The following is a 23,615-nucleotide window of genomic DNA, read 5'->3' on the forward strand; positions in this document are numbered from 1 at the left end:
AAAATATGAGTCACAAGCGTCTTGGAAGCAACATACACTAATCTAGACACTGTTTAGGTGTTGTATGGTTAAGTGAATAAGCGTGCACGGTGGATGCCTAGGCAATTAGAGGCGATGAAGGACGTGGTAATCTGCGATAAGTCCAGGGGAGTTGATAACAAGCGTTATATCCTGGAATTTCCGAATGGGGCAACCCGGCACTTAGTGTCATCGTTTAGTGAATACATAGCTAAGCGAAGCAAACGAGGGGAACTGAAACATCTAAGTACCCTTAGGAAAAGAAATCAACCGAGATTCCGAAAGTAGCGGCGAGCGAAATCGGAACAGCCCTTAAGCTGTTTAAAAGTTAGTGGAAGGCTCTGGAAAGTGCCACGGTACAGGGTGATAGTCCCGTACACAAAAACTTCTTTACAGTGAAAACGAGTAAGACGGGACACGAGAAATCCTGTTTGAATATGGGGGGACCATCCTCCAAGGCTAAATACTCCTAATTGACCGATAGTGAACCAGTACCGTGAGGGAAAGGCGAAAAGAACCCCTGTGAGGGGAGTGAAATAGAACCTGAAACCGTGTACGTACAAGCAGTAGGAGCGGATTTATTCCGTGACTGCGTACCTTTTGTATAATGGGTCAACGACTTAATTTCAGTAGCAAGGTTAACCGTTTAGGGGAGCCGTAGGGAAACCGAGTCTTAACTGGGCGAATAGTTGCTGGGATTAGACCCGAAACTTGGTGATCTAGCCATGAGCAGGTTGAAGGTTGAGTAACATCAACTGGAGGACCGAACCCACTAATGTTGAAAAATTAGGGGATGACTTGTGGCTGGGGGTGAAAGGCCAATCAAACCAAGAGATAGCTGGTTCTCCTCGAAAGCTATTTAGGTAGCGCCTCATGTATCACTGTTGGGGGTAGAGCACTGTTAAGGCTAGGGGGTCATCCCGACTTACCAACCCTTTGCAAACTCCGAATACCAACAAGTGCAATCATGGGAGACACACGGCGGGTGCTAACGTCCGTCGTGGAAAGGGAAACAACCCAGACCGCCAGCTAAGGTCCCAAAGTATATGTTAAGTGGGAAACGATGTGGGAAGGCTTAGACAGCTAGGAAGTTGGCTTAGAAGCAGCCATCTTTTAAAGAAAGCGTAATAGCTCACTAGTCGAGTCGGCCTGCGCGGAAGATTTAACGGGGCTAAACATATCACCGAAGCTGCGGACGCATATTTATATGCGTGGTAGAGGAGCGTTCTGTAAGCCGTCGAAGGGAAAGCTGTAAGGCATCCTGGAGGTATCAGAAGTGCGAATGTTGACATGAGTAACGATAAGGGGGGTGAAAAACCTCCCCGCCGGAAGACCAAGGGTTCCTGTCCAACGTTAATCGGGGCAGGGTGAGTCGACCCCTAAGGCGAGGCCGAAAGGCGTAGTCGATGGGAAACGGGTTAATATTCCCGTACCCTTTATTATTGCGATGGGAGGACGGAGAAGGCTAGGTGGGCCTGGCGATGGTTGTCCAGGTTCAAGTATGTAGGTGGGAGACTTAGGTAAATCCGGGTTTCTACTAACACTGAGATACGATGTCGAGGTACTAAGGTACTGAAGTCATTGATGCCATGCTTCCAGGAAAAGTCTCTAAGCTTCAGATAATAAAGGATCGTACCCCAAACCGACACAGGTGGTCAGGTAGAGAATACCAAGGCGCTTGAGAGAACTCGGGTAAAGGAACTAGGCAAAATGGTACCGTAACTTCGGGAGAAGGTACGCCTTTGGCGGTGATGAGACTTGCTCTCTAAGCTGCTAGAGGCCGAAGATACCAGATGGCTGCAACTGTTTATTAAAAACACAGCACTCTGCTAAATCGTAAGATGACGTATAGGGTGTGACGCCTGCCCGGTGCCGGAAGGTTAATTGATGAGGTTAGACTTAGGTCGAAGCTTTTGATCGAAGCCCCGGTAAACGGCGGCCGTAACTATAACGGTCCTAAGGTAGCGAAATTCCTTGTCGGGTAAGTTCCGACCTGCACGAATGGCGTAATGATGGCCATGCTGTCTCTACCCGAGACTCAGTGAAGTTGAAATCGCAGTGAAGATGCTGTGTACCCGCGGCTAGACGGAAAGACCCCGTGAACCTTTACTATAGCTTAGCAGTGAACTTAGAGCCTACATGTGTAGGATAGGTGGGAGGCTTTGAAGCGTTGTCGCCAGATGACGTGGAGCCAATCTTGAAATACCACCCTTGTATGTTTTGAGTTCTAACCATGGCCCCTGAATCGGGGTTTGGGACACTGTTTGGTGGGTAGTTTGACTGGGGCGGTCTCCTCCTAAAGAGTAACGGAGGAGTACGAAGGTTGGCTAATCACGGTCGGACATCGTGAGGTTAGTACAATGGTATAAGCCAGCTTAACTGCGAGACAGACACGTCGAGCAGGTACGAAAGTAGGTCATAGTGATCCGGTGGTTCTGAATGGAAGGGCCATCGCTCAACGGATAAAAGGTACTCCGGGGATAACAGGCTGATACCGCCCAAGAGTTCATATCGACGGCGGTGTTTGGCACCTCGATGTCGGCTCATCACATCCTGGGGCTGAAGTCGGTCCCAAGGGTATGGCTGTTCGCCATTTAAAGTGGTACGCGAGCTGGGTTTAGAACGTCGTGAGACAGTTCGGTCCCTATCTGCCGTGGGCGTTTGAGAATTGAGAGGGGCTGCTCCTAGTACGAGAGGACCGGAGTGGACGAACCGCTGGTGTTCGGGTTGTATCGCCAGATGCATTGCCCGGTAGCTACGTTCGGAATCGATAACCGCTGAAAGCATCTAAGCGGGAAGCGAGCCTCAAGATGAGTTCTCACTGGAACTTTAAGTTCCCTAAAGGGCCGTTGGAGACTACAACGTTGATAGGCAAGGTGTGTAAGTGCAGTAATGTATTGAGCTAACTTGTACTAATTACCCGTGAGGCTTAACCATACAACACCTAAGTGGTGTTGGTGTTTACCAAGACACATAGAGTGGAATCTCTTTAAACTAGCGCTTGTGAAGTATATTTACATAGTTAAATTTGTAAGATAAAACAATTTCAGAATTAGAACATATCGACTATTAGCTTTTCTAATTTATTTTTTATGCTTGGCGATAATAGCGCTGTGGTACCACCTGATCCCATGCCGAACTCAGAAGTGAAACGCAGCTGCGCCGATGATAGTGTGAGGTCTCCTCATGTGAAAGTAGGTCATTGCCAAGCGCCTAATTCAAAACCCCAGTCCTACGGCTGGGGTTTTAATATTTATAATGCTATAAATATAAGATTTTTTCTGATAATAATAGCACTGTGGTACCACCTGATCCCATGCCGAACTCAGAAGTGAAACGCAGTTGCGCCGATGATAGTGTGAGGTCTCCTCATGTGAAAGTAGGTCATTGTCAGATCCCCATTTGCTGATATGGCTCAGTTCGGTAGAGCACACCCTTGGTAAGGGTGAGGTCGGCGGTTCGAATCCGCCTATCAGCACCATCTTCTTTAAATCTAAATAAACCATCCTCTTCAAATCTAAATAATTAATTCCCTCAATATCTCAACAAAAAATATAATCTCTGTTTGTTAACTTATTTTTAATGTTTCATCGAAATTTACTTTCTATTGCCTACTATAACTCTCCTGTTACTTATCTTCTTTTAATTAGATTTTAAATCTATTTTTATATTTTTTACTTCATTATTTAAATTTATTTCACAAAATAGCGAATGTTAAGTGAAAAAACTTAATTCTGTGACTTATTAGAAAAACTTATTCTTTTTTATTGCCTTTAATTTCTGTATGTTAAGTGCCCCGAGAAATATATGTTTAAGGTTATAAATGAATCAATCAGTCTCAACATTCAAATCACGTCTTAATGCTTTTGGCCCTGGAATACTCATGGCGACAGCTTCTATAGGTGGTTCTCATTTAGTCGCATCAACTCAAGCGGGGTCTATTTTTGGTTGGCAGCTGATTTGGTTAATTATTGCCGTTAATATACTTAAATATCCTTTCTTTCGTTTTGGTGTCGAATATACATTAGCGACAGGTAAAAGCCTGATTGAGGGGTACCAAAGTAAAGGGCCTTGGTTTTTTTATTCGTTTATTGTTTTAAACATCATTGCCGCCGTAGTGAATACTGCTGGTGTTATTTTGTTAACTGCAAGTTTATTGCATTATGCTCTGCCTATTATTGTTCCGGTTACGGTGTTGTGTTGGTTAATACTCGCAGTTTGTTTAGTTATCCTATTACTTGGGCATTTTAAAGCGCTTGATAATGTTGCTAAACTTATTATGTTGATATTAACGGTTACGACTGTGATTGCATTTATTATTGCCTTTAATAACGGCCCTATGGCGCCTGCTGATTACGTAGGTCCATCGCCTTATGAATTAGCTATGATTGGCTTTATGGTTGCGCTAATGGGGTGGATGCCGGCACCTATTGAAGTCTCTGCACTTAGTTCATTATGGTTAAAGGAAAAACAAACACAACAAACCATCACTAGAAAACAGGGCTTACTGGATTTTAATGTTGGCTATTGGTTAACAGCGATTTTGGCATTGGTATTCTTTGGCTTAGGTGTATTAATACAATATGGTCAAAGTAGTACGGCAGTATTAGGTGGCGTTGCATTTGCTAAACAACTGACTGACATGTATGCCATGACGATCGGTGAATGGTCGCGTCCCCTAGTATCGATTATTGCTTTTTTATGTTTATTTGGAACAACCTTAACGGTGCTTGACGGTTATGCGCGTACGCTTAATGAATCGCATAAACTATTAGGCTTTAAGCAATCGAAACACAGTTTGAATATTTGGCTATTGCTACAATCTTTTTCTGGTATGGCGGTTATATTGTTCTTTAAATCGGTTCTTGCGCCAATGTTGATGTTTGCGATGACACTCGCTTTTGTTACGACGCCAATATTTGCATGGCTTAACTTTAGGCTAGTACGTTCAGAAGCGAGTATTCAACATAGTGCATTATTACGTAGTTTAACTTGGTTAGGGTTACTTTATTTAATCGGTTTTGCTGCAGCATTTGTTATATGGAAAATTTTATAATCTAAAAATGGTACGGTAAGTTAATGTTGGTTTTATTAACTGCCGTATCGTTTGTTATAGAAAAGTTTTTAAACTTAGTTATCAGTATGTTTGAGTGCTCTTTATTTTATAGCCCTGCTTTTTCTTATTTATAAACACGCTTTAAGAGGAGTCTATTATCTTGTCATCATCTAAGTTAAAAAGACGATTCATAGTGGTTGTTTCTATTGCTTTTCTTTCACTCGTCTCAACATTGGTATTTGCAGATATGTTTGGTTTCTTAAAAAAACAGGACGTTGTTTTATCAAGAGAAGTTCATGGGCTTTTACTCGATAATGGACAACCGCTATCTAATATTAAAGTATTTAGAGTGTTAACCTATGGAGAAGAACATTTAGATCAGGTGGTCACAGATGAAAATGGTCATTTCTATTTTCCTGATAAAATTATTCGTAGTTCAAAACCGTCACAAATGTTTTTCAACAGTAGTTTGAATCAACATATTTATGCAAAAACAGATAACGATGATGAACTAGTATTATGGTATGCCAGAATCACCCAAGCTGAGGACAGTGAAACATTGACTGAATTATTAAGCCACTTAGTTTGTGATATTGCTAATGATGCAAAAACTTATGATATACCGTCAAAAGAAGACCCTAGTCAACTCTTTGCCATTTATACTCGATGTAAACTGTAATGCTTTTCATTTTTTAAAATAGCTAAAAATTAATTAAATTTAGCTTAACCAATATCTTACGACATTCTCTTATCTATTTAAGCCTGTTCTTCCTATAAACACCTTCTATATTCCTAACTTTTGAATTTTAAATACATCTTTTTGCACCAAAATAGTCTTTTATACTTCTTATAAATGATCACACATAAAGACTATCACCGTGGCATTCTGATCCACGATTACTAGTATTAGTATAAATAGTGACCACGATCGCATGGATCAAAACCGGTTTTGTTATCCGCTAATAAAGAGACTTAGTTCAAATAATAATCGCTCTTATTTAGGGTAGACTAATAAATAATCATATATTTTGACAAATAATTCATTAAATAAATTGTTCGATTTCTTACTGATTTTTTACTCATCATTAAAAAATTGTATTTAATCCTACTGAATTTTTCTAAGTTGATTCTCTGAATACTTTAAGTCTATTTTAAAATAAGGAAATAACGATGAAAATTAATACCTTAACTCTCGGGTTAGCGGCTAGCTTGCCATTTACTAGTTTAGCAAATGCAACAACAGTTGAATATTGGACGACACAAACACAATCAGACAGACTTCAAACCATTGAAGTGATGGCTGATGTTTTCGAAGCGCTTAATACAGGTATTGATGTGAAAATAATTGCAGTCGACGAAAACGACATGCCAAAGCAAATAGCAGCTGCGGCAGCGGCCAATACATTACCGGATATGATTGAAGTAGGTTCTGACCTTTCATTAGCTTTTGCTGAAGAAGGTATTATAGACGTTGCTTCTAATACGGATTTAGTCAAACGAATTGGTAAGCAACGTTTTTATTCTGGTGCACTTAAGTTAGTAGAAAGTACCACGCTTAATGAATACGTTTCTGTTCCTTATAGTGGCTGGGTGCAAGGTATTTGGTATCGTGCCGATTGGTTTAAAGAAGCTGGGTTAGCGCCACCGACTACTTGGGAAACCATTGAAGCAGCTGCAAAGTATTTTTATAAACCAACTGAAAATCAATACGGAATTTTGATTGGTACTAAAGCAGATAATTATGCTGAGCAATGTTATACACAATTTGCATTATCTAATGATGCTGGGCAGTTTAACAAAGATGGTGAGCTTGTTTTTAACTCGAAAGCACAAAAAGAAGTCTTAGACTTTTATAAAAAACTATCGGAATACAATCCTCCTGGACCACAAAGTTGGAGAGCACGAGATTATTACTTACAAGGTAAGTTAGCGATGTTCTTTTACTCATCTTATATTTTAGATGATATCGCGCTTGCAGAAGCCGCTGCTAGTTCATTAAGTGCTGAAAATTTTACTGACCTTAAAGGTGCGGCTTTTGATCCTGATTTAGCAAAAAATACACGCTTAGCCACCACCATCACTAAAACGTCTCCTTCATCATTCGGTACTTTGGTTGGATTGAGTGTGATGAAAAATGACAATAAAGAGGAAGTTGAAGCAACGAAAGCCTTTATTGAATATATGAATGAAAAAGACCAAGTCGTTGCGTATTCACATATGGCGGTTGGCGGACATTTACCAATGTTACGAGATATTGCTGAAACGGATGAGTTTTTAAATGATCCTAAAGGTATTTTTGCGCAATACGGCAAAGAGTCTATTAAGGAAATCGTTGCCGGTTTTGACAATATTAAGAATTTTTCTGTAGTGGATGGAAAAACCTTTCCTAAGTCTGGTGAAATCTTTGCGAAACAAATTATTCCTCGCATGATCTACCGCGCGACTATTGAAAATGAGAACACACAAGTATCGTTAGATTGGGCTGAAAAACAGATGAAACAGGTTGTTTCTGAATAATTAATTTTAATTCGCGCTTGTTATTCTGTTTTACAGATATCAATGATCCATATGAGGCTGCTATTCCTCATATGGATAAGGGAACACTATGACGCCACTAGAACGAGCAGAAGCTAAGTTTGGTTGGAAGTTGGTTGCACCGACTATTCTCATTCTTGGCCTACTGATTCTTTATCCGCTGATGTATAACGTTTATCTGAGTTTTTTTGATGTTCAGTTAAACGGTTATAAAACATTTGTTGGCTTTGAAAACTACATAAAATTACTTTCAAATACCGATTACTATTCTGCAATCGGCACAACCAGTTTGTATTTATTGGGTACTGTTGTAGGAACAACGCTATTAGGTTTAGCGATGGCACTGCTGTTGAAAGACCCTTTTAACGGCCGAGGCTTGGTGAATGCCGCCATTATGTTGCCCTATGTTGCACCTGTTATCTCGGTTGTATTTGGTTGGCAGTTTTTGTTTGATCCTATTTCTGGTGTTGTAAATTATCTGTTTGTAGATGTATTCGGTATATGGAGTGAACGCACTAATTTAATTGGAAATCCTGACTCAGCATTATGGGTCGTTGTGTTGTTTGATATTTGGAAGCATGCACCGATTGCCTACTTACTCATACTCTCGAAATTAGTATCAGTATCACGGGATCAATATGAAGCTGCTGCTATTGATGGTTATGGACCAATTGGTCGTTTCTTTCATGTAACCTTACCTGAGCTGTACTTTGTATTGGCGACAGTCGTTTTACTTCGTCTTATTTGGAATCTTAATCGTTTTGAAGATGTATACCTTCTTGCGCCTAATGTGCAAACCTTGCCTATTTTTACTTATTATCAAGCCTTTACAGGTGTTATCGATCAAGGCTTAGCCGCCGCAACATCTGTTATTCAATTAGCTGTATTGTCTGTATTCATTTGGTTTTACATCAAAAAAATAATGAAGTGGTGATTTAAAATGTTAGGAAAACGAACTTTAACAGGACGTATTGGATTTGCTTTAGCTATCTTATTATTGGTGAGCTTTAGTTTATTACCTTTTGCTCAAATTCTTTCAACGTCGCTTAAACACCAGTATGACTGGGGGAATCCTTCGTTGATTCCACAAACGATTAATCTAGACGCGTACAAAGAGCTATTAGGATTAACAGAAGCTAAAAAAGTCGAAATACCTGCTGCCATTCAAAAGATACTCAATAATCCAAAGTTACCTAAAGATAAAAAAGAGGCTATTGCCGCTAAATACACGTCTAACGATAATTTGTTTCCCTTTGGTAAGTACATGCTTAATAGCGTTATATTTTCCGTTGGTGCAGCAACGTTTTCCCTTATTTTCTCTGTGATGGGAGCCTATTCGATTAGTCGATTGCGTTTCAAAGGACAAGTCGTTATACAGCGTTCGGTGTTGTTTGTGTATATGGTCGGTGGCGTGTTATTGATGGTCCCTTTATATCAAATGGCAATGAATATTGGGTTAGCGTCTTCTTTGTGGGGAAGTGCCTTCTGTTTGTTCTTGATTTACATTGTGCAAACCTTACCGGTCGGTATGTATATGTTGGGAAATTATTTTCGAGGCATTCCCTTTGCATTAGAAGAAGCAGCGATGATGGACGGTTGTTCGCGTAAGGAAGCGATTATCAAAGTGGTATTGCCACTGTCTTTGCCTATGTTAGCCACCGTCTTTATTTACTGTTTTATTATTGGCTGGAACGAGTATTTATTTGCATCAGTGTTTCTTAAACAATACCCAGAATTCCACACGTTACCATTAGCATTACAGGAGTTGTTTGTATCCAAAAATGCAATTTGGGATCGGATCATGGCTGCATCAATGTTGACCTTGGCACCAATTGTAATTTGTTTCTTATTTGCATCTCGCTTTATGAAAGGCGGAAAAACAGACGGCGGGGTTAAAGGATAATTATGGCGGCTATTATATTAAAAAATATCATTAAAAGTTACGACAAAACACAGGTTGTAAAAGGCATTGATTTAACGATTGAAGATGGTGAGTTCGTGGTATTGGTTGGCCCTTCGGGCTGTGGTAAATCAACAACACTAAGAATGATTGCTGGCTTAGAGCAACCGACATCGGGTGATATTATTATTGGTGAGCGCGTGGTAAATGATATTGAACCGCAAAATCGTAATATCGCGATGGTCTTTCAAAATTATGCGCTCTACCCTCATAAGTCAGTGAAGGAAAATATTGTTTTTGCGTTACGTCGTTTAAAGGTCGATAACGATGAAATTGAACGTCGCTTGAGTGAAATTAGTGAGATGTTACAACTTGAGGAGTTATTAGATAGAAAACCTGCGGATCTATCCGGTGGTCAGCGTCAGCGTGTTGCCATGGGGCGCGCCATTATACGAGAAGCGGATGTGTTTTTGTTTGATGAGCCTTTATCGAATTTGGACTCGAAATTACGCAGTCATATGCGCACAGAAATTGGCAAGATTCATAACAAATTTGGCCGCACCAGTGTGTATGTGACGCATGATCAAGTTGAGGCTATGACTTTAGCGGATAAGGTTGTGGTCTTACACGATGGCTATATTGCACAATACGGTACACCGATGGAGATATATCTGAACCCGACCAATATATTCGTTGCACAGTTTATTGGTTCACCTTCTATGAATATTATAGAAGGTACTTTATTTAATGATTACTTAGATATTGATGGTCATCACTTACCAAGACAACAATTATCAAATGTTGCTTATCAAGAAACAATTTCAGAGGCTGGGCTTAAGGTAAAGGTAGGTATTCGCCCTGACTTTTTTAACGATAAAGCGTTCTTTTCTGAAACAGATTTAACTTTTAACTTTAACAATGTCGTTATTGATCTGATTGAGCCAATGGGTTTTGATAAAGAAGTTTTGTTCAACTTAGCGGGTGGCTCGGTAAAAGCACGATTAGATTTACGATCTGATATTACATTGGGTGCAAAAATTGACTTGTTGGTCGATCTCTCTCGAGTGTTAATTTTCGACCATGAAACAGATCTGCGTCTCTAAGTTGTAGATTGATTTTTAATGTCTCAATATTAGGTAATTTATGTCGATTAAAAAACTCGCTGCACATTTAGGCTTATCAAAATCGACTGTATCCAGGGCGTTGAATGGCTATACAGATGTGAATGAGCAAACACGTGAAAAAGTATTAAAGGCAGCTCAGGAGATAGGTTATAGGGCAAATCCGACTGCTAAGCGATTGGCTTCTGGTAAATCTCGAAATATTGGCATTATTCTACCGGCTCATTCAAGAACGTTTGTGTCATCTGCATTTTCTAAAGTATTGGCGGCTGCTGCAGAGTTTTTAGCAAAACATGATTACCAGTTAATTGTAACGACTATTTTTGAGTGGCAAGATGAACAACAAGTCTATTATGATTTTATCAGCAGTGGGTTAGTCGATGGTGTTTTTATTGTGCGTACTCGTCATCAAGATCCGCGCATTGCTATGTTAAAAAAACATCACTTTCCCTATGTTTGTTTTGGGTTTGATGCTAATTTTACGAATGACAGTTTTGTTGATGTGGATAATACACAAGCTTTTTATGACCTGACTCAACGTCAAATAATGCAGGGACACACTCACATTGCTTTTCTTGATGCACCACTTGAGTTGACCTTTTCACTGGCGCGGAAACGAGGATATTTACAAGCCATGCATGAAGCACATTTAACGATTGATCCACGTTGGTTATTAAATGGTGAGCTGAATGAACATGATGCAATGAAAATGACGCAAGAGATTATGTCTTTAGTTCAGCGTCCTACCTGTATTTTATGCGCAGACGATACGATGGCGTTAGGTGCGATTGCAGCGTGTGAAGCATTAAGTTACCAAGTGGGTATTGATATTGCCATTGCAGGTTATGGGGATTATGAGTATAGCGGTTATACCAAACCATCGATAACTACAGTTAAATACGATACTCGATTGGTTGGTGAAGGAATGTCGAAATTAATGTTAAATAAAATTGAAGACAAACAATTCGAAGTCAACAACTGGTATGAAGCAATGATTGTTATTAGACAATCAGATACCTACCTCTTAACGAATAAAATATGATTTATCTTTTATAAGTATAAGTATAAGTAAAAATAACTTCTACTTGTAAAAAGTTGATGTTTTTATGTCAATAATACTCCATTATATTTAGTATTCTTTTCAGCATATTTTATTACCTGCAATCACAGCCATAAACAATATAAGCCCCCTTTACTGTACTAAAATTACCTATTTATATTAACTTTTAATTCAAACTAGGCTACTTTGTTGTATGATATTTATACTTTTTTTTAATATTTTTAGTTTTAAATCAAAATAAACATATTGTTGGTGAATGTCATCTATTAGTAAAACGCTATATTTATACTAATAATCAAAGAGGTGGGCATGAATGAAATGAAAAATATTAACACCGTTAATGCACAATTTCTTTTCTCTAGGTATATTAAACACTTCATTATTTCACTGACGTTAATCTGCTTTGCTTCTCTGTTACTTACCTGGTCATTGCAGTTTATTGGTAAAGATATCACTTGGTTTGTGTTTTATCCGGCGGTTATCCTCGCAACACTTTATGGTGGTATTTCTGCTGGTTTTATCACAACCTTACTGACACCTTTTACGCTCTTTTTTGTTTGGCCCTTAATTTCAACACATCCCTTATTCAATAGTGTTTTAGACATTATAGAAATGTCCTTATTTATTCTTATTTGTAGTTATATTTCTTATCTACATGGTTTATTACAACGTAATAAAACACAGTTAAAGCAATCTGAATTAGCTTATCAAGCAGAACAGCAGGAAAACCAATTTATGACTAAATTAGTTAATTCTATGCCTAATATGATTGGTTATTGGGATAAAGAACTAAATTGTCAATTCGCCAATAAAGCTTTTAGTGAATGGCATACTCAAGATCCTAAAGATCTTATTGGGCTCTCTTTTAAAGAGTTAGCTGGAGAAGAGCTTTATCGCTTGAATGAGCCTTATATTAACAATGTTTTGGCGGGTAAAGCTCAGCGCTTTGAACGTACACTGAAAAAAACAGATGGAAGTACAGGCGCTATTCTCGCGCAATATGTTCCTCATTTCGATAGTGATGGCTCAGTGAAAGGTTTTGCGATTCAGTCTAGTGAGGTAACTGAATTAAAAGAAACAGAAGCGCAGTTAAAATTGGCAACTTGTGTTTTTGATAGCACAGTTGATGGGGTTTTAATTACAGATGTTAATGGGATTATTTTATCTGTTAACCCTGCTTTCATTGATATCACAGGTTACTCTGCTAAAGAAGCAATTGGATTAACACCTCATATCCTTAAGTCCTATCGTCAAAATAAAGATTTTTATATTTCTTTATGGGCTGAATTAAAAGAGCAGGAAAAATGGTCAGGAGAAATATGGAATCGCCGAAAGAGTGGTGATCTTTTTTTAGTACAAATGAATATTAGTATAGTGAAAGATATAAATGGTAAAACCATAAGGTATGTTTCAGTATTCAGGGATATCACTGATCATTGGCATAAAGATGAGAATTTAAAACATTTAGCTTTTTACGATGCATTAACAGATTTACCTAATAGAACGTTGTTAATGGAGCGTTTAGGCCAAAAAATTCTTAGCTGTCAACGTAGGCAGAATAAACTTGCCGTTATGTTTTTGGATTTAGATGGATTTAAATTAATTAATGATACATTTGGCCATAATATTGGTGATGAATTACTGAGAGTAATTTCTACTAGATTATTAGTACTAGTAAGAGAATCTGATATTGTGGCGCGTTTAGGTGGAGATGAATTTATTTTTGTGGTTGATAATTCGATACAAGAAAAGGAAGTATTAGATCTTGCAGAACGTATTATAAACGCCATTAAAGAACCCCTTGAAATCAATGGAAATCTATTACAAGTTGGAGCTTCAGTCGGTATCGCAATATTTCCTGATGATGCTATTACTGCTACTGAATTAATTGAAAAGGCAGATTGTGCAATGTACAAATCAAAAGCACCGGATCAAAACGCTATCCATTTTTATGAACCTAATTCTTAAGGCATTCGCTAATTATGTGTTCGAATCTATAAAATTCATTAAATCGTCATATTCATTTTGTACTTTGAGATAATAAAATAACTGATCTTAAGGTTTAACATGTTAAAAAATAAAACTGGTTTAATGAGTGTTCTTTCTGTTGTGGCTCTGTTTAGCTCTGTTAATAGTGCAATCGCAACAGAAATGGATACGATCTTAGAGACATTTCCTAAGCAGGGTTCTGAATTACCTTATTCAGTATTACGTGCTGATTTAAAAGATGCAAAAACACAATTACCTTTTGATATTCGTAATGGTGGTTATGGTTCAGCGATGACTGCACACCCTACTCAAGCTAATCAATTTTATGCATTAACAGACCGCGGTCCTAATGCTAATCATCAAGGTCAATACGGTAAAGGTAAGAGCTTTCCTGTTGCTGATTACACTCCTCGTATTGGTCTATTTGAAGTTAAAGCTAACGGTAAGATTGTCCAACTAAAAGATATCCTATTAAAACGTCCCGATGGCAGCCTTATTTCAGGTTTGCCTAATAGCTCTGCATTGGGAGGAACAGGTGAAACGCCTTACCATGCCGATGGAAAGCCAGTATTAGTCAATGATCAATTACCGTATAACGCGACAACAAATCCCATTAAATTAGATGATTATGGTTTAGATGGCGAAGGCTTAGTCGCTTTAAAAGATGGTTCATTTTGGGTAAGTGATGAATACGGCCCACATATTGTTCACTTTGATGCTAATGGCATCGAAATAGATCGTATCAATGCCTTTAAAGATGACAGCCGTACCTCATTACATTTACCTGCCGTCTATCAGCATCGTCGTGCTAATCGCGGTATGGAAGGACTCGCCATTACACCTGATGAAAAGATGCTGGTGGGTATCATGCAATCTACCTTAAAGAACCCTGATAAAGCGGCACAAAAAGGCGATCTTACGCGCATCGTTAGTCTCAATTTAAGTAATGGACAAACTGAGCAATATTTATATCGCCAAGAGAAACTTGAAAATGCTAACTCTGAGATCGCTGCGTTAACCGCAGATAAATTCTTAGTGATTGAGCGAGATGGTAGTTTCCTGCTTGGTGGTCCTAAAAAGGCCAACCCTAATGCACAAAAGCAAGTTTATCGTGTTGATCTTAGTTCTGGTACTGCACTCTCTAAAGTCTCTTTATCCTCATCTATTACTAAAGATGAAAGCCATGGTTTATTGATTGATGGATTAACATTAGAGCAGTATGCACAGAAGCATGGTTGGGATGCGCTAGCTGAAAAAGGCATAAAACCGGTAACTAAAAAACTAGTGATAGATATGGTTAAAGAAATCGCTTATGCACACGATAAAATGGAAGGGTTATGGATCATTGATGATCAGCATTTAGGCGTATTAAATGATGATGATTTTGCGACTTGGTCAACGGATGGAAAATTAGAACAAAAGTATTTAGACAAAAATACGGTCGATGCTAATCGCCTTTATATTATTAAAAAGAATTTACTTGGAGAGTAAATATCACTTTGAAATGGGCTTACCTTCCCGATAGAGAGTAACTAGCTCACTCGTTAGGCTAAGCCCGTTTATTAACTTAAGCTTTTTTATTCAATTAAATTCATTAACTCATTTATTAAAGTCTTCATTAACTTATTCAACGCCATCAAGGTTAGCTAATGATTAACCTTGATGGCGTTGAATTAACTCATCTAATTATCATCTCATCATGCACTAATCTGACTCTTTATAGTTAAGTTGCACCAAATTATCACGTTCATATATAAACTTAATAAACATTTTTATTATTTATCAGTTACTTATAAATTGGTATGTTATTTGTACCTAATAAGTGATATCTAGGTCATCATGGAGCAAAAAATGCGTCAACTATTTTCTTTGCCAGTACAAAAGGTTATTCAGTTCGTTGGTTTTAAAGTGGTAGTTAGCTTTTATATTTGTATGCTTTTGACTATTCTTGCTACACAATTTTCGGTAGTGAACTTCCCTGGTAAAGTACCAACACATCTATTATCTATAGAGTTAGCTGTTCTGTTCTATTTTTCAGTGGCATTAATAATGGTTATAAATGATGAGCTACACTCTTTTAAAAGGATGCTTAGTTCATTAAATGCGGATACTTTCGATTATCGAGATCTTAAAACAAACAACTTACTCCCTGAAAACTTACTTGAACAATTAACCTCTTCCTATCGAGAGCTTGGACGAGTTAATGATAAAAATAAAGATAAGTTGAGTGAAGTTTCTTACTCTGCGATACAAGTTATTAATACTGCACATTCCGTGACTGAAAACGTACAAAAACAATCAGATGCGACGAATGCCACGGCTGCAGCCATTACTGAAATGAGTGTTTCTTTAAATGAGGTTAATACTCGTATCAGTGGTGTTCATTCCTCGTCAGAAAATGCATTTAATACCGCTGAACAAGGTCGTTTATCTATTGCGGAGTTACAAGCATCATTAGAAAAAGTCGCTTTTGAAGCAGGAACAACAGCCAATGATATTGAGCTATTAATGACACTCGCAAATACTGTTGCAGAAATTTCAGAGTCTATTCAAGGCATAGCCGATCAAACTAATTTATTAGCGTTAAATGCCTCTATTGAAGCAGCAAGAGCTGGTGAGTTCGGACTAGGCTTTGCTGTTGTTGCCGATGAGGTTAGGGCTTTATCACATCGCTCATATACTGCAGCGGATAGCATTGTAAAAAATGTTCGTTCGGTGATAAATCAAGGTAATAAAATTAGTCTTAGCATGTCTAATGTTGTTGAACAATCTACACAATGTAAACAAGAGGCAAATGTTGTGGATCAATCGTTACAACAAATTGAAGAAGCGACTTTTGATGTAAAAGAGAAAATAAAGACTGTTGCTTATAATGTTGAGCAACAAACGTTAGCTATCAATGAAATATCAGAACATGTTGAGTTGGTGGTGCAAGGTGCTAGGGCAAATGCTGAAGTGGCAAAGCAGGCTGAGACCGTCGCAACTCACCTTAAATCACTGACACAAATCGCTGGCTAAAATTATTGAATAAGGAACGGATATGGAAATCTATATCATTATTTTATTACTGATTATTTTATTTTCAGTGTGGCTACATCATTATAAAACGAGACAACAAAAAGCATTATGCGTACAAGGGTTGGATAACATCACACATATTAAATTGCTGATCAGCGCTATACAAACTCATCGAGGGTTAAGTTCTGCATTATTAAATGGTGACCAAAGCAAACAAGTAATACTAGCCACTATTGAGCAACAAGTTAAAAGTGAAATTAAGTACCTTGAAGAACAGCGTACTCTTGATAAAAATGGTCGTTGGGGATCGTTTATCGATCATTGGGGGCGCTTAAAAACAAATGATAAAGCTCGAGATGCAGAAAATAGTTTTAAGCAACATACACAGTTAATCGCTAATTTACTCTATCTACTAGAAGATGAGGCAGAGAGAGGGCATTTAAATGCAGGGTCTTTTCCTAAGTTGCCTAATATTGGATTTGTATGGCGAGAGTTGGTTGTTACGACTGAAATAATAGGCCAATCGCGCGCAATAGGAACGGGTGTTGCAACCAGTAAAAAATGTACTAGCGTTCACAAAATTCGCTTATCGTTTTTACAACAAAATATGCAGAAAACCATTAATAGCACATTACCTAAATTATCGTCACTTGAACGCTTTACGAATGAACATAAGGCGTTATTAAGCGTCGCTAAATTAAAAATGGAGTTTTTAAGCAACACTATTGAAAACGAGTTAATTAGTACAGAGCAAATCAGTATTAATCAAGATGAGTATTTTGCGTTAGCGACCGATAGTATTAAAGCACTAGATTCGATATTTAATCATCAAATAGAGCAAATCCAACAAATTATTTAGCCATAATCAAAGCTATCATGAAGCTATGGGGGATATGAATATAAGGATTTTTAGTGATAGCGACTGAGCGAGTCACTATCCGGTAGAGTTTAACTGATAGGGGAGTTTAAATTACGGAAGAGTAAAAATATTAGATTGATACTGTTAAGACTCAGCATCTTGGATAGTACCGACCAACAGTACTGGAGCCGCATCAAGTTCAGTTGCGTCCATCATTGAAGCAATACGCTCTACGGCAGACAGTAACTGACTTTGCTCCCATTCTTCAAGGCGCTGATAGCGTTTAATAAAGTGATCTTGTAATGGCTGTGGTGATGAGCTTAAAACCGCTTGTCCAGCTTCACTTAATGATAAGTGCACTTTACGTTTATCTGTTTTACTGCGGGTTCTAATGACAAAGTCGCGCGCTTCTAATCGATCTATAATCGTCGTTACTGTCGCAGCGCTTAATGTTATTTCTTGAGCAATTTGCTTTGCAAGTGGCGCTTCAAGTTGATCAATTTTTCTCATTACCAATAACTGTGGGCCAGTTAATCCAGACTCTTTATTCAATTGACGTGAGTGTATACTAATCGCTCTGATCACTCTGCGTAATGAAATTAATAACTGCTCTTGCTTTTCCATAATGCTCACTCTATTTTTTGTGTAGCATAACAAAAATAATCATAAGACTCATGTGTAAAATCATAAAAAAAGCAGAATAACGAAACGCGTTATTCTGCTTTTTATTGTTCTATTACTGTCTTTTATATTAAGTATTAAACATACCTAATATAAGGTCGTAATCATTTATTAATCCATCAACTCAATTTTAGTAAAGTCGATTTTATTCTCTTTTGGAGAATGTTCAATATCAGCTACTTTACGGTAATGAGTTAATAACATATAACCAAAACACCCTAAGATTAAGCCGATTGCTAAAGCACCAACCCATTGGATTTGTAAAAAGTTTAGTTTGAATAACAATGTTAAAGCACTTAATAAAACAATATTACCAATGATATAAGGTATTTTACCAAAGCGTTGTACTGTTAAGTTTAAGTTATCAGTATATAAACGAACCAGTGAATCTAGAGAATTGATTACAAAGGTGACACCTACAATAACCATCGCTAAGTTATAAAAGCCTGCTGTTGAGATAGCATTGACGCTGTAGTAATAAAGTACAGTAAACCAAATCGCAATTGGAATTGATGGGAATATCATCATTGCGCCTAGTACTTGATACGTTTTCATACCACTTACAAAACGAGAGGTAAATTGACCAATCATAATGCTCCAAGCGAACCACCAATAAAGGTAAAACTCATGGTAGTCATTCAGCGGTAATACAAAATGATTTAAATTAGCAAAGTAATCACCGATTAAACCAAAGGTAGTAAAGAACTCGCCAACACTTGAGTTATCAGATAAGAAAGCACCTGCCCACATGATGATAATCAATGTGAAAAATAACCAGCTACTACCTAAACTTAAAATACGTACGTAACGGATACTTGTACTTGAATATACAGCCGCTGCGATCGCTAAGAATACGATTAAGTAGAAACTACCAACAATGCTTTCACCATCACCAATACCCGGTAAATACCAAGGTAAGTTGGTTAGCAATAAGTAAGCAGTAAAGGCACAGGTACCGATAATGACGACATTGTTAATAAACTTGATTAGTGGAATTTCGAAAAACTTAACTCTTGGTTCAATAACACAAAAATAGAAACAAGTAACAAAGTAGAAAGCCCAAATCAAGAATGCCCAAAATCCAAATTCAATAGAGAGTGGATTAGTAAAACCATACTCAGGGCTAGTCGCTAAATCTGCATAACCTGCGAATTCAGTGAGCGGGAACATGATTAAACCTACATCTAAACCTGATGTAAATAGAATCGCGATAAAGGTAAATTTACGTACTGGTGTTACACCAATACATTGCATATTACCCCAACGGAATAGGATAAATGCGATGGCAGCAAAAACGAATAAGATGCCGATCGAAAGCCAAAGAGTCATTATTTGGCCTCCAAGTGGATAGTGTTGATAAACATAGATAATTCCTTGTTTTATGTTTTAAACGCTACGCCATTATTTTTAAGACAATCTTGCCCTCAAACCTTAAGTATCGTAGTGATAATGCCAATAAATGGCATAGTTAGATGACGATAGTTAAACCCTGAAAAATAACGTAGTTTAATAGGCCATTTGCAATGCTTGCATAGGTTGACCTTACACCTCATCTAAGTGACTCGATGATTTTTATCAACGACCCACAAAGAGTGAAACTGGTTTACAATTAATTGGTTTTTCGTTTTGGCTCTGCTAATCGTTGCTTTTGTTGCCAATCTTCCGCCACTGTCACTTTAGCGTTGCTTGGTGCTAGCATCTTGTTACCTAAAATAATATCTGCTGCACGCTCTGCGACCATAATGGTTGGCGAGTTAAGGTTACCGTTAGGGATAGTTGGGAAAATAGATGAGTCAACAACACGAAGACCTTCGATGCCATGCACCTTAGTTTCTGAGTTAACTACTGCCATTTCATCTTCACCCATTTTGCATGAACAAGAAGGGTGATAAGCACTTTCAACTGAACTTCTTACAAACTCATCGATTTCTTCATCCGTTTGTATAGTTAATCCTGGTTGTATTTCTTCACCACGATATTCATCTAACCCAGGTTGATTAATAATCTCACGTGTTAAACGAACACAAGCTCTAAAGCCTTCAATATCATCTTGATGTGCTAAGTAATTAAATTGTATTTGTGGTGCTGCATGTGGGTCGTTTGAAACAACTTTCACTGCGCCACGACTTTTCGGCTTATTGTGACCAATATGTACTTGGAAACCATGGCCTGCAAACGCTTCTTTACCGTCATAACGCATTGCGGCTGGTAAGAAGTGGTATTGAAGATCTGGCCATTCTAAGCTGGCTTTTGAGCGGATGAATCCACATGATTCAAAATGATTAGTGGCGCCTAAACCTGATTTATTTAAAATCCAACGCATACCAATTAATAGCTTATTCAGTGGATCGATCTTGCCATTCAATGAAATCGGTTTTAAACATTTAAACTGAAAATAAAACTCAAGGTGGTCTTGTAAATTTTCACCTACACCAGGTAATTCATGATGCTGTTCAATACCGGCTTCTTTTAATGTTTCTGCTTTGCCAATACCTGATAACTGAAGAATATGTGGCGAACCAATTGAACCAGCACTGAGTAAGACTTCTTTATTACACAGTACGTCAGTTACTTTATCTTTAACTTGGTAACGGACACCGACTGCTTTTTTATCTTCAAGCAATACTTTGTGTACTAGAGCGTGTGTCACCACTGTTAAGTTGCTTCGCTTCATAGCAGGTCTTAAATAAGCATTTGCAGTAGACCAACGTACACCGTTTTTAACGGTCATGTGCATTGGGCCAAAACCTTCTTGCTGTTCTGCATTGTAGTCAGCTGTTGCTAAATATCCTGCGTCTACACCTGCATCAACAAATGCTTGGTATAGTGGGTTTTTCATGTTGTTACCGTTATTAACGGCTAGTGGACCTGAGTCACCACGGTATTCATTACCGCCAAATGACCAAGTCTCTGCTTTCTTAAAATAAGGTAAGCAATGTGCATAATCCCAGTTTTCAGCGCCAGCTTGTTGCCACTCATCAAAATCACGAGCATGGCCACGAACATAAACCATACCGTTAATTGACGATGAACCGCCCAGTACTTTACCGCGAGGGCAATGCATGCGACGATTATTCAAAAAGGGTTCAGCTTCCGTTTCAAACTGCCAAGCATATTTCTTAGTATTCATCGGGATAGATAATGCAGTCGGCATTTGAATAAAAATGCTCTTATCACTGCCACCCGTTTCTAGTAGTAGTACTTTATTATTAGAATTTTCTGATAAACGGTTTGCTAGCACACAGCCTGCGCTGCCAGCACCCACAATAATATAATCATAGTTTGTTGTAGTCATAGTCATCCTTAAAATGGGCTTTCAAGATTTTGCATACCAACATATACCGCTTTAATTTGGGTATAAGCTTTTAATGTCTCACTGCCGTTTTCGCGGCCAATACCTGACATTTTGTAACCGCCTACTGGCATTTCAGCTGGCGATGCACCATAAGCGTTGATCCAACAAATACCTGCTTGAATTTGATGTATTACACGGTGCGCGCGCGTGATGTCTTGTGTAAATACTGCTGCGGCTAAACCTAGGCGCGTATCATTTGCACGCTTAACCACTTCATCTTCGTCAGTAAAAGTCAGTACAGACATGACAGGACCGAAGATTTCTTCTTTAGTGAGTGTCATTTCATCTGTGCAATCTGTGAAAATAGTAGGCGCTACAAAGAATCCGTTTGGTGCGCTTTCAGGTTGTAATGCTTTACCACCGGTTAATAACGTTGCACCTTCTTTTTTACCGATTTCAATGTACTCGAGCACTTTTTGCTGGTGGTCTTTTGAAATTAATGCACCAAAGTTTGTCTCTGGATTCATTGGATCGCCACAGATAATGTTTTGTTCTGTACGTTCAACTAAACGTTTAATGAATTGAGGGTAGAGTTCTTTTTGAACAAAAACACGCGTACCGTTAGTACAAACCTCACCTTGAGTGTAAAAGTTAGCTAACATCGCTGCAGAAACGGCATTTTCAACATCGGCATCATCAAAAATAATTAATGGTGATTTACCGCCTAACTCCATGGTGACTTCTTTTAATGAACTTGCGGCTGCCGCCATTACTTTTTTACCCGTACCGACTTCACCTGTGAAAGAGACTTTTGCAATATCTTCATTACCGGTTAACCATGCACCCACACGTCCATCACCTTGAACAACATTAAATACACCATCTGGAATACCTGCTTCAGTGAAAATTTCAGCTAAACGCATTGCTCCGCGTGGTGTTTCTTCTGAAGGTTTAAAAATCATCACGTTACCGCAAGCTAAAGCGGGTGCGGCTTTCCAACAAGCAATCTGTAATGGATAGTTCCAAGCACCGATACCTGCGCATATACCTAATGGTTCACGGCGTGTGTAATAGAAGTCGTCACCAACTGTTTGTTGGTTACCTTCAATACTTGGCGCGAGTCCTGCAAAAAATTCGATTGAGTCAGCACCCGTAACGATATCGACTTCGATTGCTTCTTGTAATGGTTTGCCTGTGTCTAAAACTTCACCTGCCGCAAGCTCGTCATTATGTTCACGTAATAACGCAACGGCTTTAAGTAAGATACGGCTACGTTCCATCGCAGTCATTTTTGACCACGTTGCAAATCCTGCTTTTGAACTCGCAATCGCTGCTTGTTGTACCGCTTCAGTTGCTGTTTCTACTAAATAACTAACTTGACCCGTTGCTGGGTTAATGACTTCAAATGTTTCGCCAGTGCCATTAGCAATGTATTGACCATGGACATAATTTTGATAAACGATTAATGATGACATTGATTTTCTCCATACTGAGTAAGAACAGTATTAATAAAGGCTTTAGATAAAATTTGAGCTTGTTTGAATTCTTCTTCCGGTGTTGAGCTTAAAGCGCTACGTAACCAGAAACCGTCAATCACAGCTGCAGTTTGTTTAGCTGCATTAATTGCAGCGGTGTTAGGTAGTAGCTGTTTAAAACAAAAAAGTAGATTGCTATATAAACGCTGACTATTGATATTTTGTAGTCTTGCTAGACCTGGATCATGCATAGCTTGAGACCAAAAGCTTAACCATGTTTTAGTTGCTGCACTCGATCGTTGTAATTCGGTGAAGTTTGCTTCAACGATCATTGATAAACGATCTATTGGAGATAGGTCTTGACCTGATATCCTGCTTAATAATGCTTGTTTTAATTGGTCGAGAAGGTATTTAAGTGCAGCTTCGATTAAGCCTTGTTTACCACCAAAATAATGACTAATAATGCCAGATGACATACCCGCCATTGCACTGATTGTATTGATAGTAGTGTGTTGTAAACCATGGCGTTCTACTGACATTAATGTCGCATCGATCAATTGTTGTTGTCTAACTTCTTTGACCGCTGGTCTCGCCATAGATAACTTCCT

Annotated in this window: 16 protein-coding genes, 1 tRNA gene and 3 rRNA genes; 15 read left to right on the forward strand and 5 right to left on the reverse strand. The window is 38.4% G+C overall.

Translation table 11 applies throughout. The features are described 5' to 3' along the window. The first annotated feature begins 66 nt into the window (after window positions 1–66). The 15 genes from GQR59_RS00090 (at window position 67) to GQR59_RS00160 (ending at window position 17,556) form a co-directional block, all read left to right on the forward strand. Window positions 67–2,955: ribosomal RNA gene (locus GQR59_RS00090) — 23S ribosomal RNA — on the forward strand. 158 nt (window positions 2,956–3,113) lie between these two features. Then, window positions 3,114–3,229: ribosomal RNA gene (gene rrf / locus GQR59_RS00095) — 5S ribosomal RNA — on the forward strand. 69 nt (window positions 3,230–3,298) lie between these two features. Beyond that, window positions 3,299–3,414 (forward strand): 5S ribosomal RNA (rrf, locus tag GQR59_RS00100). An 8-nt stretch (window positions 3,415–3,422) separates the two neighbouring features. Beyond that, window positions 3,423–3,499, forward strand: a tRNA-Thr gene (locus GQR59_RS00105). A gap of 402 nt (window positions 3,500–3,901) precedes the next feature. Then, entirely contained in the window at window positions 3,902–5,074 is a 1,173-nt protein-coding gene (locus GQR59_RS00110; RefSeq protein ID WP_442966186.1) for an NRAMP family divalent metal transporter, read from the forward strand. Between the two features lie 160 nt (window positions 5,075–5,234). Continuing rightward, the gene (locus tag GQR59_RS00115) at window positions 5,235–5,753 is read left to right on the forward strand and encodes a DUF6795 domain-containing protein (protein ID WP_160060167.1); all 519 of its coding nucleotides are present in this window, start codon (window positions 5,235–5,237) and stop codon (window positions 5,751–5,753) included. Window positions 5,754–6,244: 491 nt separating this feature from the next. Beyond that, window positions 6,245–7,591: an ABC transporter substrate-binding protein gene (locus GQR59_RS00120; protein WP_160060168.1), complete on the forward strand. Its 1,347-nt coding sequence runs from the start codon at window positions 6,245–6,247 to the stop codon at window positions 7,589–7,591. An 88-nt stretch (window positions 7,592–7,679) separates the two neighbouring features. After that, window positions 7,680–8,543, forward strand: a complete 864-nt coding sequence (locus tag GQR59_RS00125) for a carbohydrate ABC transporter permease (protein ID WP_160060169.1) — start codon at window positions 7,680–7,682, stop codon at window positions 8,541–8,543. A 6-nt stretch (window positions 8,544–8,549) separates the two neighbouring features. After that, the gene (locus GQR59_RS00130; RefSeq protein ID WP_160060170.1) at window positions 8,550–9,512 is read left to right on the forward strand and encodes a carbohydrate ABC transporter permease; all 963 of its coding nucleotides are present in this window, start codon (window positions 8,550–8,552) and stop codon (window positions 9,510–9,512) included. Window positions 9,513–9,514: 2 nt separating this feature from the next. Further along, window positions 9,515–10,612, forward strand: coding sequence for an ABC transporter ATP-binding protein (locus GQR59_RS00135; RefSeq protein WP_160060171.1), 1,098 nt, complete (start codon window positions 9,515–9,517; stop codon window positions 10,610–10,612). A gap of 40 nt (window positions 10,613–10,652) precedes the next feature. Then, window positions 10,653–11,672 (forward strand): LacI family DNA-binding transcriptional regulator, encoded by a 1,020-nt coding sequence (locus GQR59_RS00140; RefSeq protein ID WP_160060172.1) that lies wholly within the window; start codon window positions 10,653–10,655, stop codon window positions 11,670–11,672. 327 nt (window positions 11,673–11,999) lie between these two features. Continuing rightward, window positions 12,000–13,658, forward strand: coding sequence for a diguanylate cyclase domain-containing protein (locus GQR59_RS00145; protein WP_236546608.1), 1,659 nt, complete (start codon window positions 12,000–12,002; stop codon window positions 13,656–13,658). 99 nt (window positions 13,659–13,757) lie between these two features. Continuing rightward, the gene (locus GQR59_RS00150; RefSeq protein ID WP_160060173.1) at window positions 13,758–15,170 is read left to right on the forward strand and encodes an esterase-like activity of phytase family protein; all 1,413 of its coding nucleotides are present in this window, start codon (window positions 13,758–13,760) and stop codon (window positions 15,168–15,170) included. Between the two features lie 360 nt (window positions 15,171–15,530). After that, the gene (locus tag GQR59_RS00155; protein WP_160060174.1) at window positions 15,531–16,697 is read left to right on the forward strand and encodes a methyl-accepting chemotaxis protein; all 1,167 of its coding nucleotides are present in this window, start codon (window positions 15,531–15,533) and stop codon (window positions 16,695–16,697) included. 22 nt (window positions 16,698–16,719) lie between these two features. Next, complete coding sequence (locus tag GQR59_RS00160; RefSeq protein ID WP_160060175.1) at window positions 16,720–17,556, forward strand: nitrate- and nitrite sensing domain-containing protein; 837 nt, start codon at window positions 16,720–16,722, stop codon at window positions 17,554–17,556. Window positions 17,557–17,700: 144 nt separating this feature from the next. On the opposite strand, the gene GQR59_RS00165 is transcribed toward GQR59_RS00160, so the two are convergent. The 5 genes from GQR59_RS00165 to betI all read right to left on the reverse strand — a co-directional run bounded on the left by GQR59_RS00165 (window position 17,701) and on the right by betI (window position 23,603). Continuing rightward, window positions 17,701–18,180, reverse strand: a complete 480-nt coding sequence (locus GQR59_RS00165; protein WP_160060176.1) for a MarR family winged helix-turn-helix transcriptional regulator — start codon at window positions 18,178–18,180, stop codon at window positions 17,701–17,703. A gap of 168 nt (window positions 18,181–18,348) precedes the next feature. After that, window positions 18,349–19,566: a BCCT family transporter gene (locus GQR59_RS00170; protein WP_160060177.1), complete on the reverse strand. Its 1,218-nt coding sequence runs from the start codon at window positions 19,564–19,566 to the stop codon at window positions 18,349–18,351. A 280-nt stretch (window positions 19,567–19,846) separates the two neighbouring features. Then, on the reverse strand, window positions 19,847–21,538 hold the full coding sequence (betA, locus tag GQR59_RS00175) for a choline dehydrogenase (protein WP_160060178.1): 1,692 nt from the start codon (window positions 21,536–21,538) through the stop codon (window positions 19,847–19,849). A gap of 2 nt (window positions 21,539–21,540) precedes the next feature. Beyond that, a complete protein-coding gene (gene betB, locus GQR59_RS00180; protein WP_160060179.1) occupies window positions 21,541–23,007 on the reverse strand; it encodes a betaine-aldehyde dehydrogenase in 1,467 nt (488 codons plus the stop codon). Next, window positions 22,995–23,603, reverse strand: a complete 609-nt coding sequence (gene betI, locus GQR59_RS00185) for a transcriptional regulator BetI (RefSeq protein WP_160060180.1) — start codon at window positions 23,601–23,603, stop codon at window positions 22,995–22,997. The genes betB and betI overlap by 13 nt, the downstream gene beginning before the upstream one ends. Window positions 23,604–23,615 lie beyond the last annotated feature (12 nt).

Source organism: Psychromonas sp. L1A2 (assembly GCF_009828855.1).
GTDB lineage: Bacteria > Pseudomonadota > Gammaproteobacteria > Enterobacterales > Psychromonadaceae > Psychromonas.

Coding starts and splice junctions, on each gene's coding strand:
- GQR59_RS00110 (WP_442966186.1), top strand. CDS start 3,902: ATGGCGACAGCTTCTATAGGTGGTTCTCATTTAGTCGCATCAACTCAA.
- GQR59_RS00120 (WP_160060168.1), top strand. CDS start 6,245: ATGAAAATTAATACCTTAACTCTCGGGTTAGCGGCTAGCTTGCCATTT.
- GQR59_RS00125 (WP_160060169.1), top strand. CDS start 7,680: ATGACGCCACTAGAACGAGCAGAAGCTAAGTTTGGTTGGAAGTTGGTT.
- GQR59_RS00130 (WP_160060170.1), top strand. CDS start 8,550: ATGTTAGGAAAACGAACTTTAACAGGACGTATTGGATTTGCTTTAGCT.
- GQR59_RS00135 (WP_160060171.1), top strand. CDS start 9,515: ATGGCGGCTATTATATTAAAAAATATCATTAAAAGTTACGACAAAACA.
- GQR59_RS00140 (WP_160060172.1), top strand. CDS start 10,653: ATGTCGATTAAAAAACTCGCTGCACATTTAGGCTTATCAAAATCGACT.
- GQR59_RS00145 (WP_236546608.1), top strand. CDS start 12,000: ATGAATGAAATGAAAAATATTAACACCGTTAATGCACAATTTCTTTTC.
- GQR59_RS00150 (WP_160060173.1), top strand. CDS start 13,758: ATGTTAAAAAATAAAACTGGTTTAATGAGTGTTCTTTCTGTTGTGGCT.
- GQR59_RS00155 (WP_160060174.1), top strand. CDS start 15,531: ATGCGTCAACTATTTTCTTTGCCAGTACAAAAGGTTATTCAGTTCGTT.
- GQR59_RS00160 (WP_160060175.1), top strand. CDS start 16,720: ATGGAAATCTATATCATTATTTTATTACTGATTATTTTATTTTCAGTG.
- GQR59_RS00165 (WP_160060176.1), bottom strand. CDS start 18,180: ATGGAAAAGCAAGAGCAGTTATTAATTTCATTACGCAGAGTGATCAGA.
- GQR59_RS00170 (WP_160060177.1), bottom strand. CDS start 19,566: ATGACTCTTTGGCTTTCGATCGGCATCTTATTCGTTTTTGCTGCCATC.
- betA (WP_160060178.1), bottom strand. CDS start 21,538: ATGACTATGACTACAACAAACTATGATTATATTATTGTGGGTGCTGGC.
- betB (WP_160060179.1), bottom strand. CDS start 23,007: ATGTCATCATTAATCGTTTATCAAAATTATGTCCATGGTCAATACATT.
- betI (WP_160060180.1), bottom strand. CDS start 23,603: ATGGCGAGACCAGCGGTCAAAGAAGTTAGACAACAACAATTGATCGAT.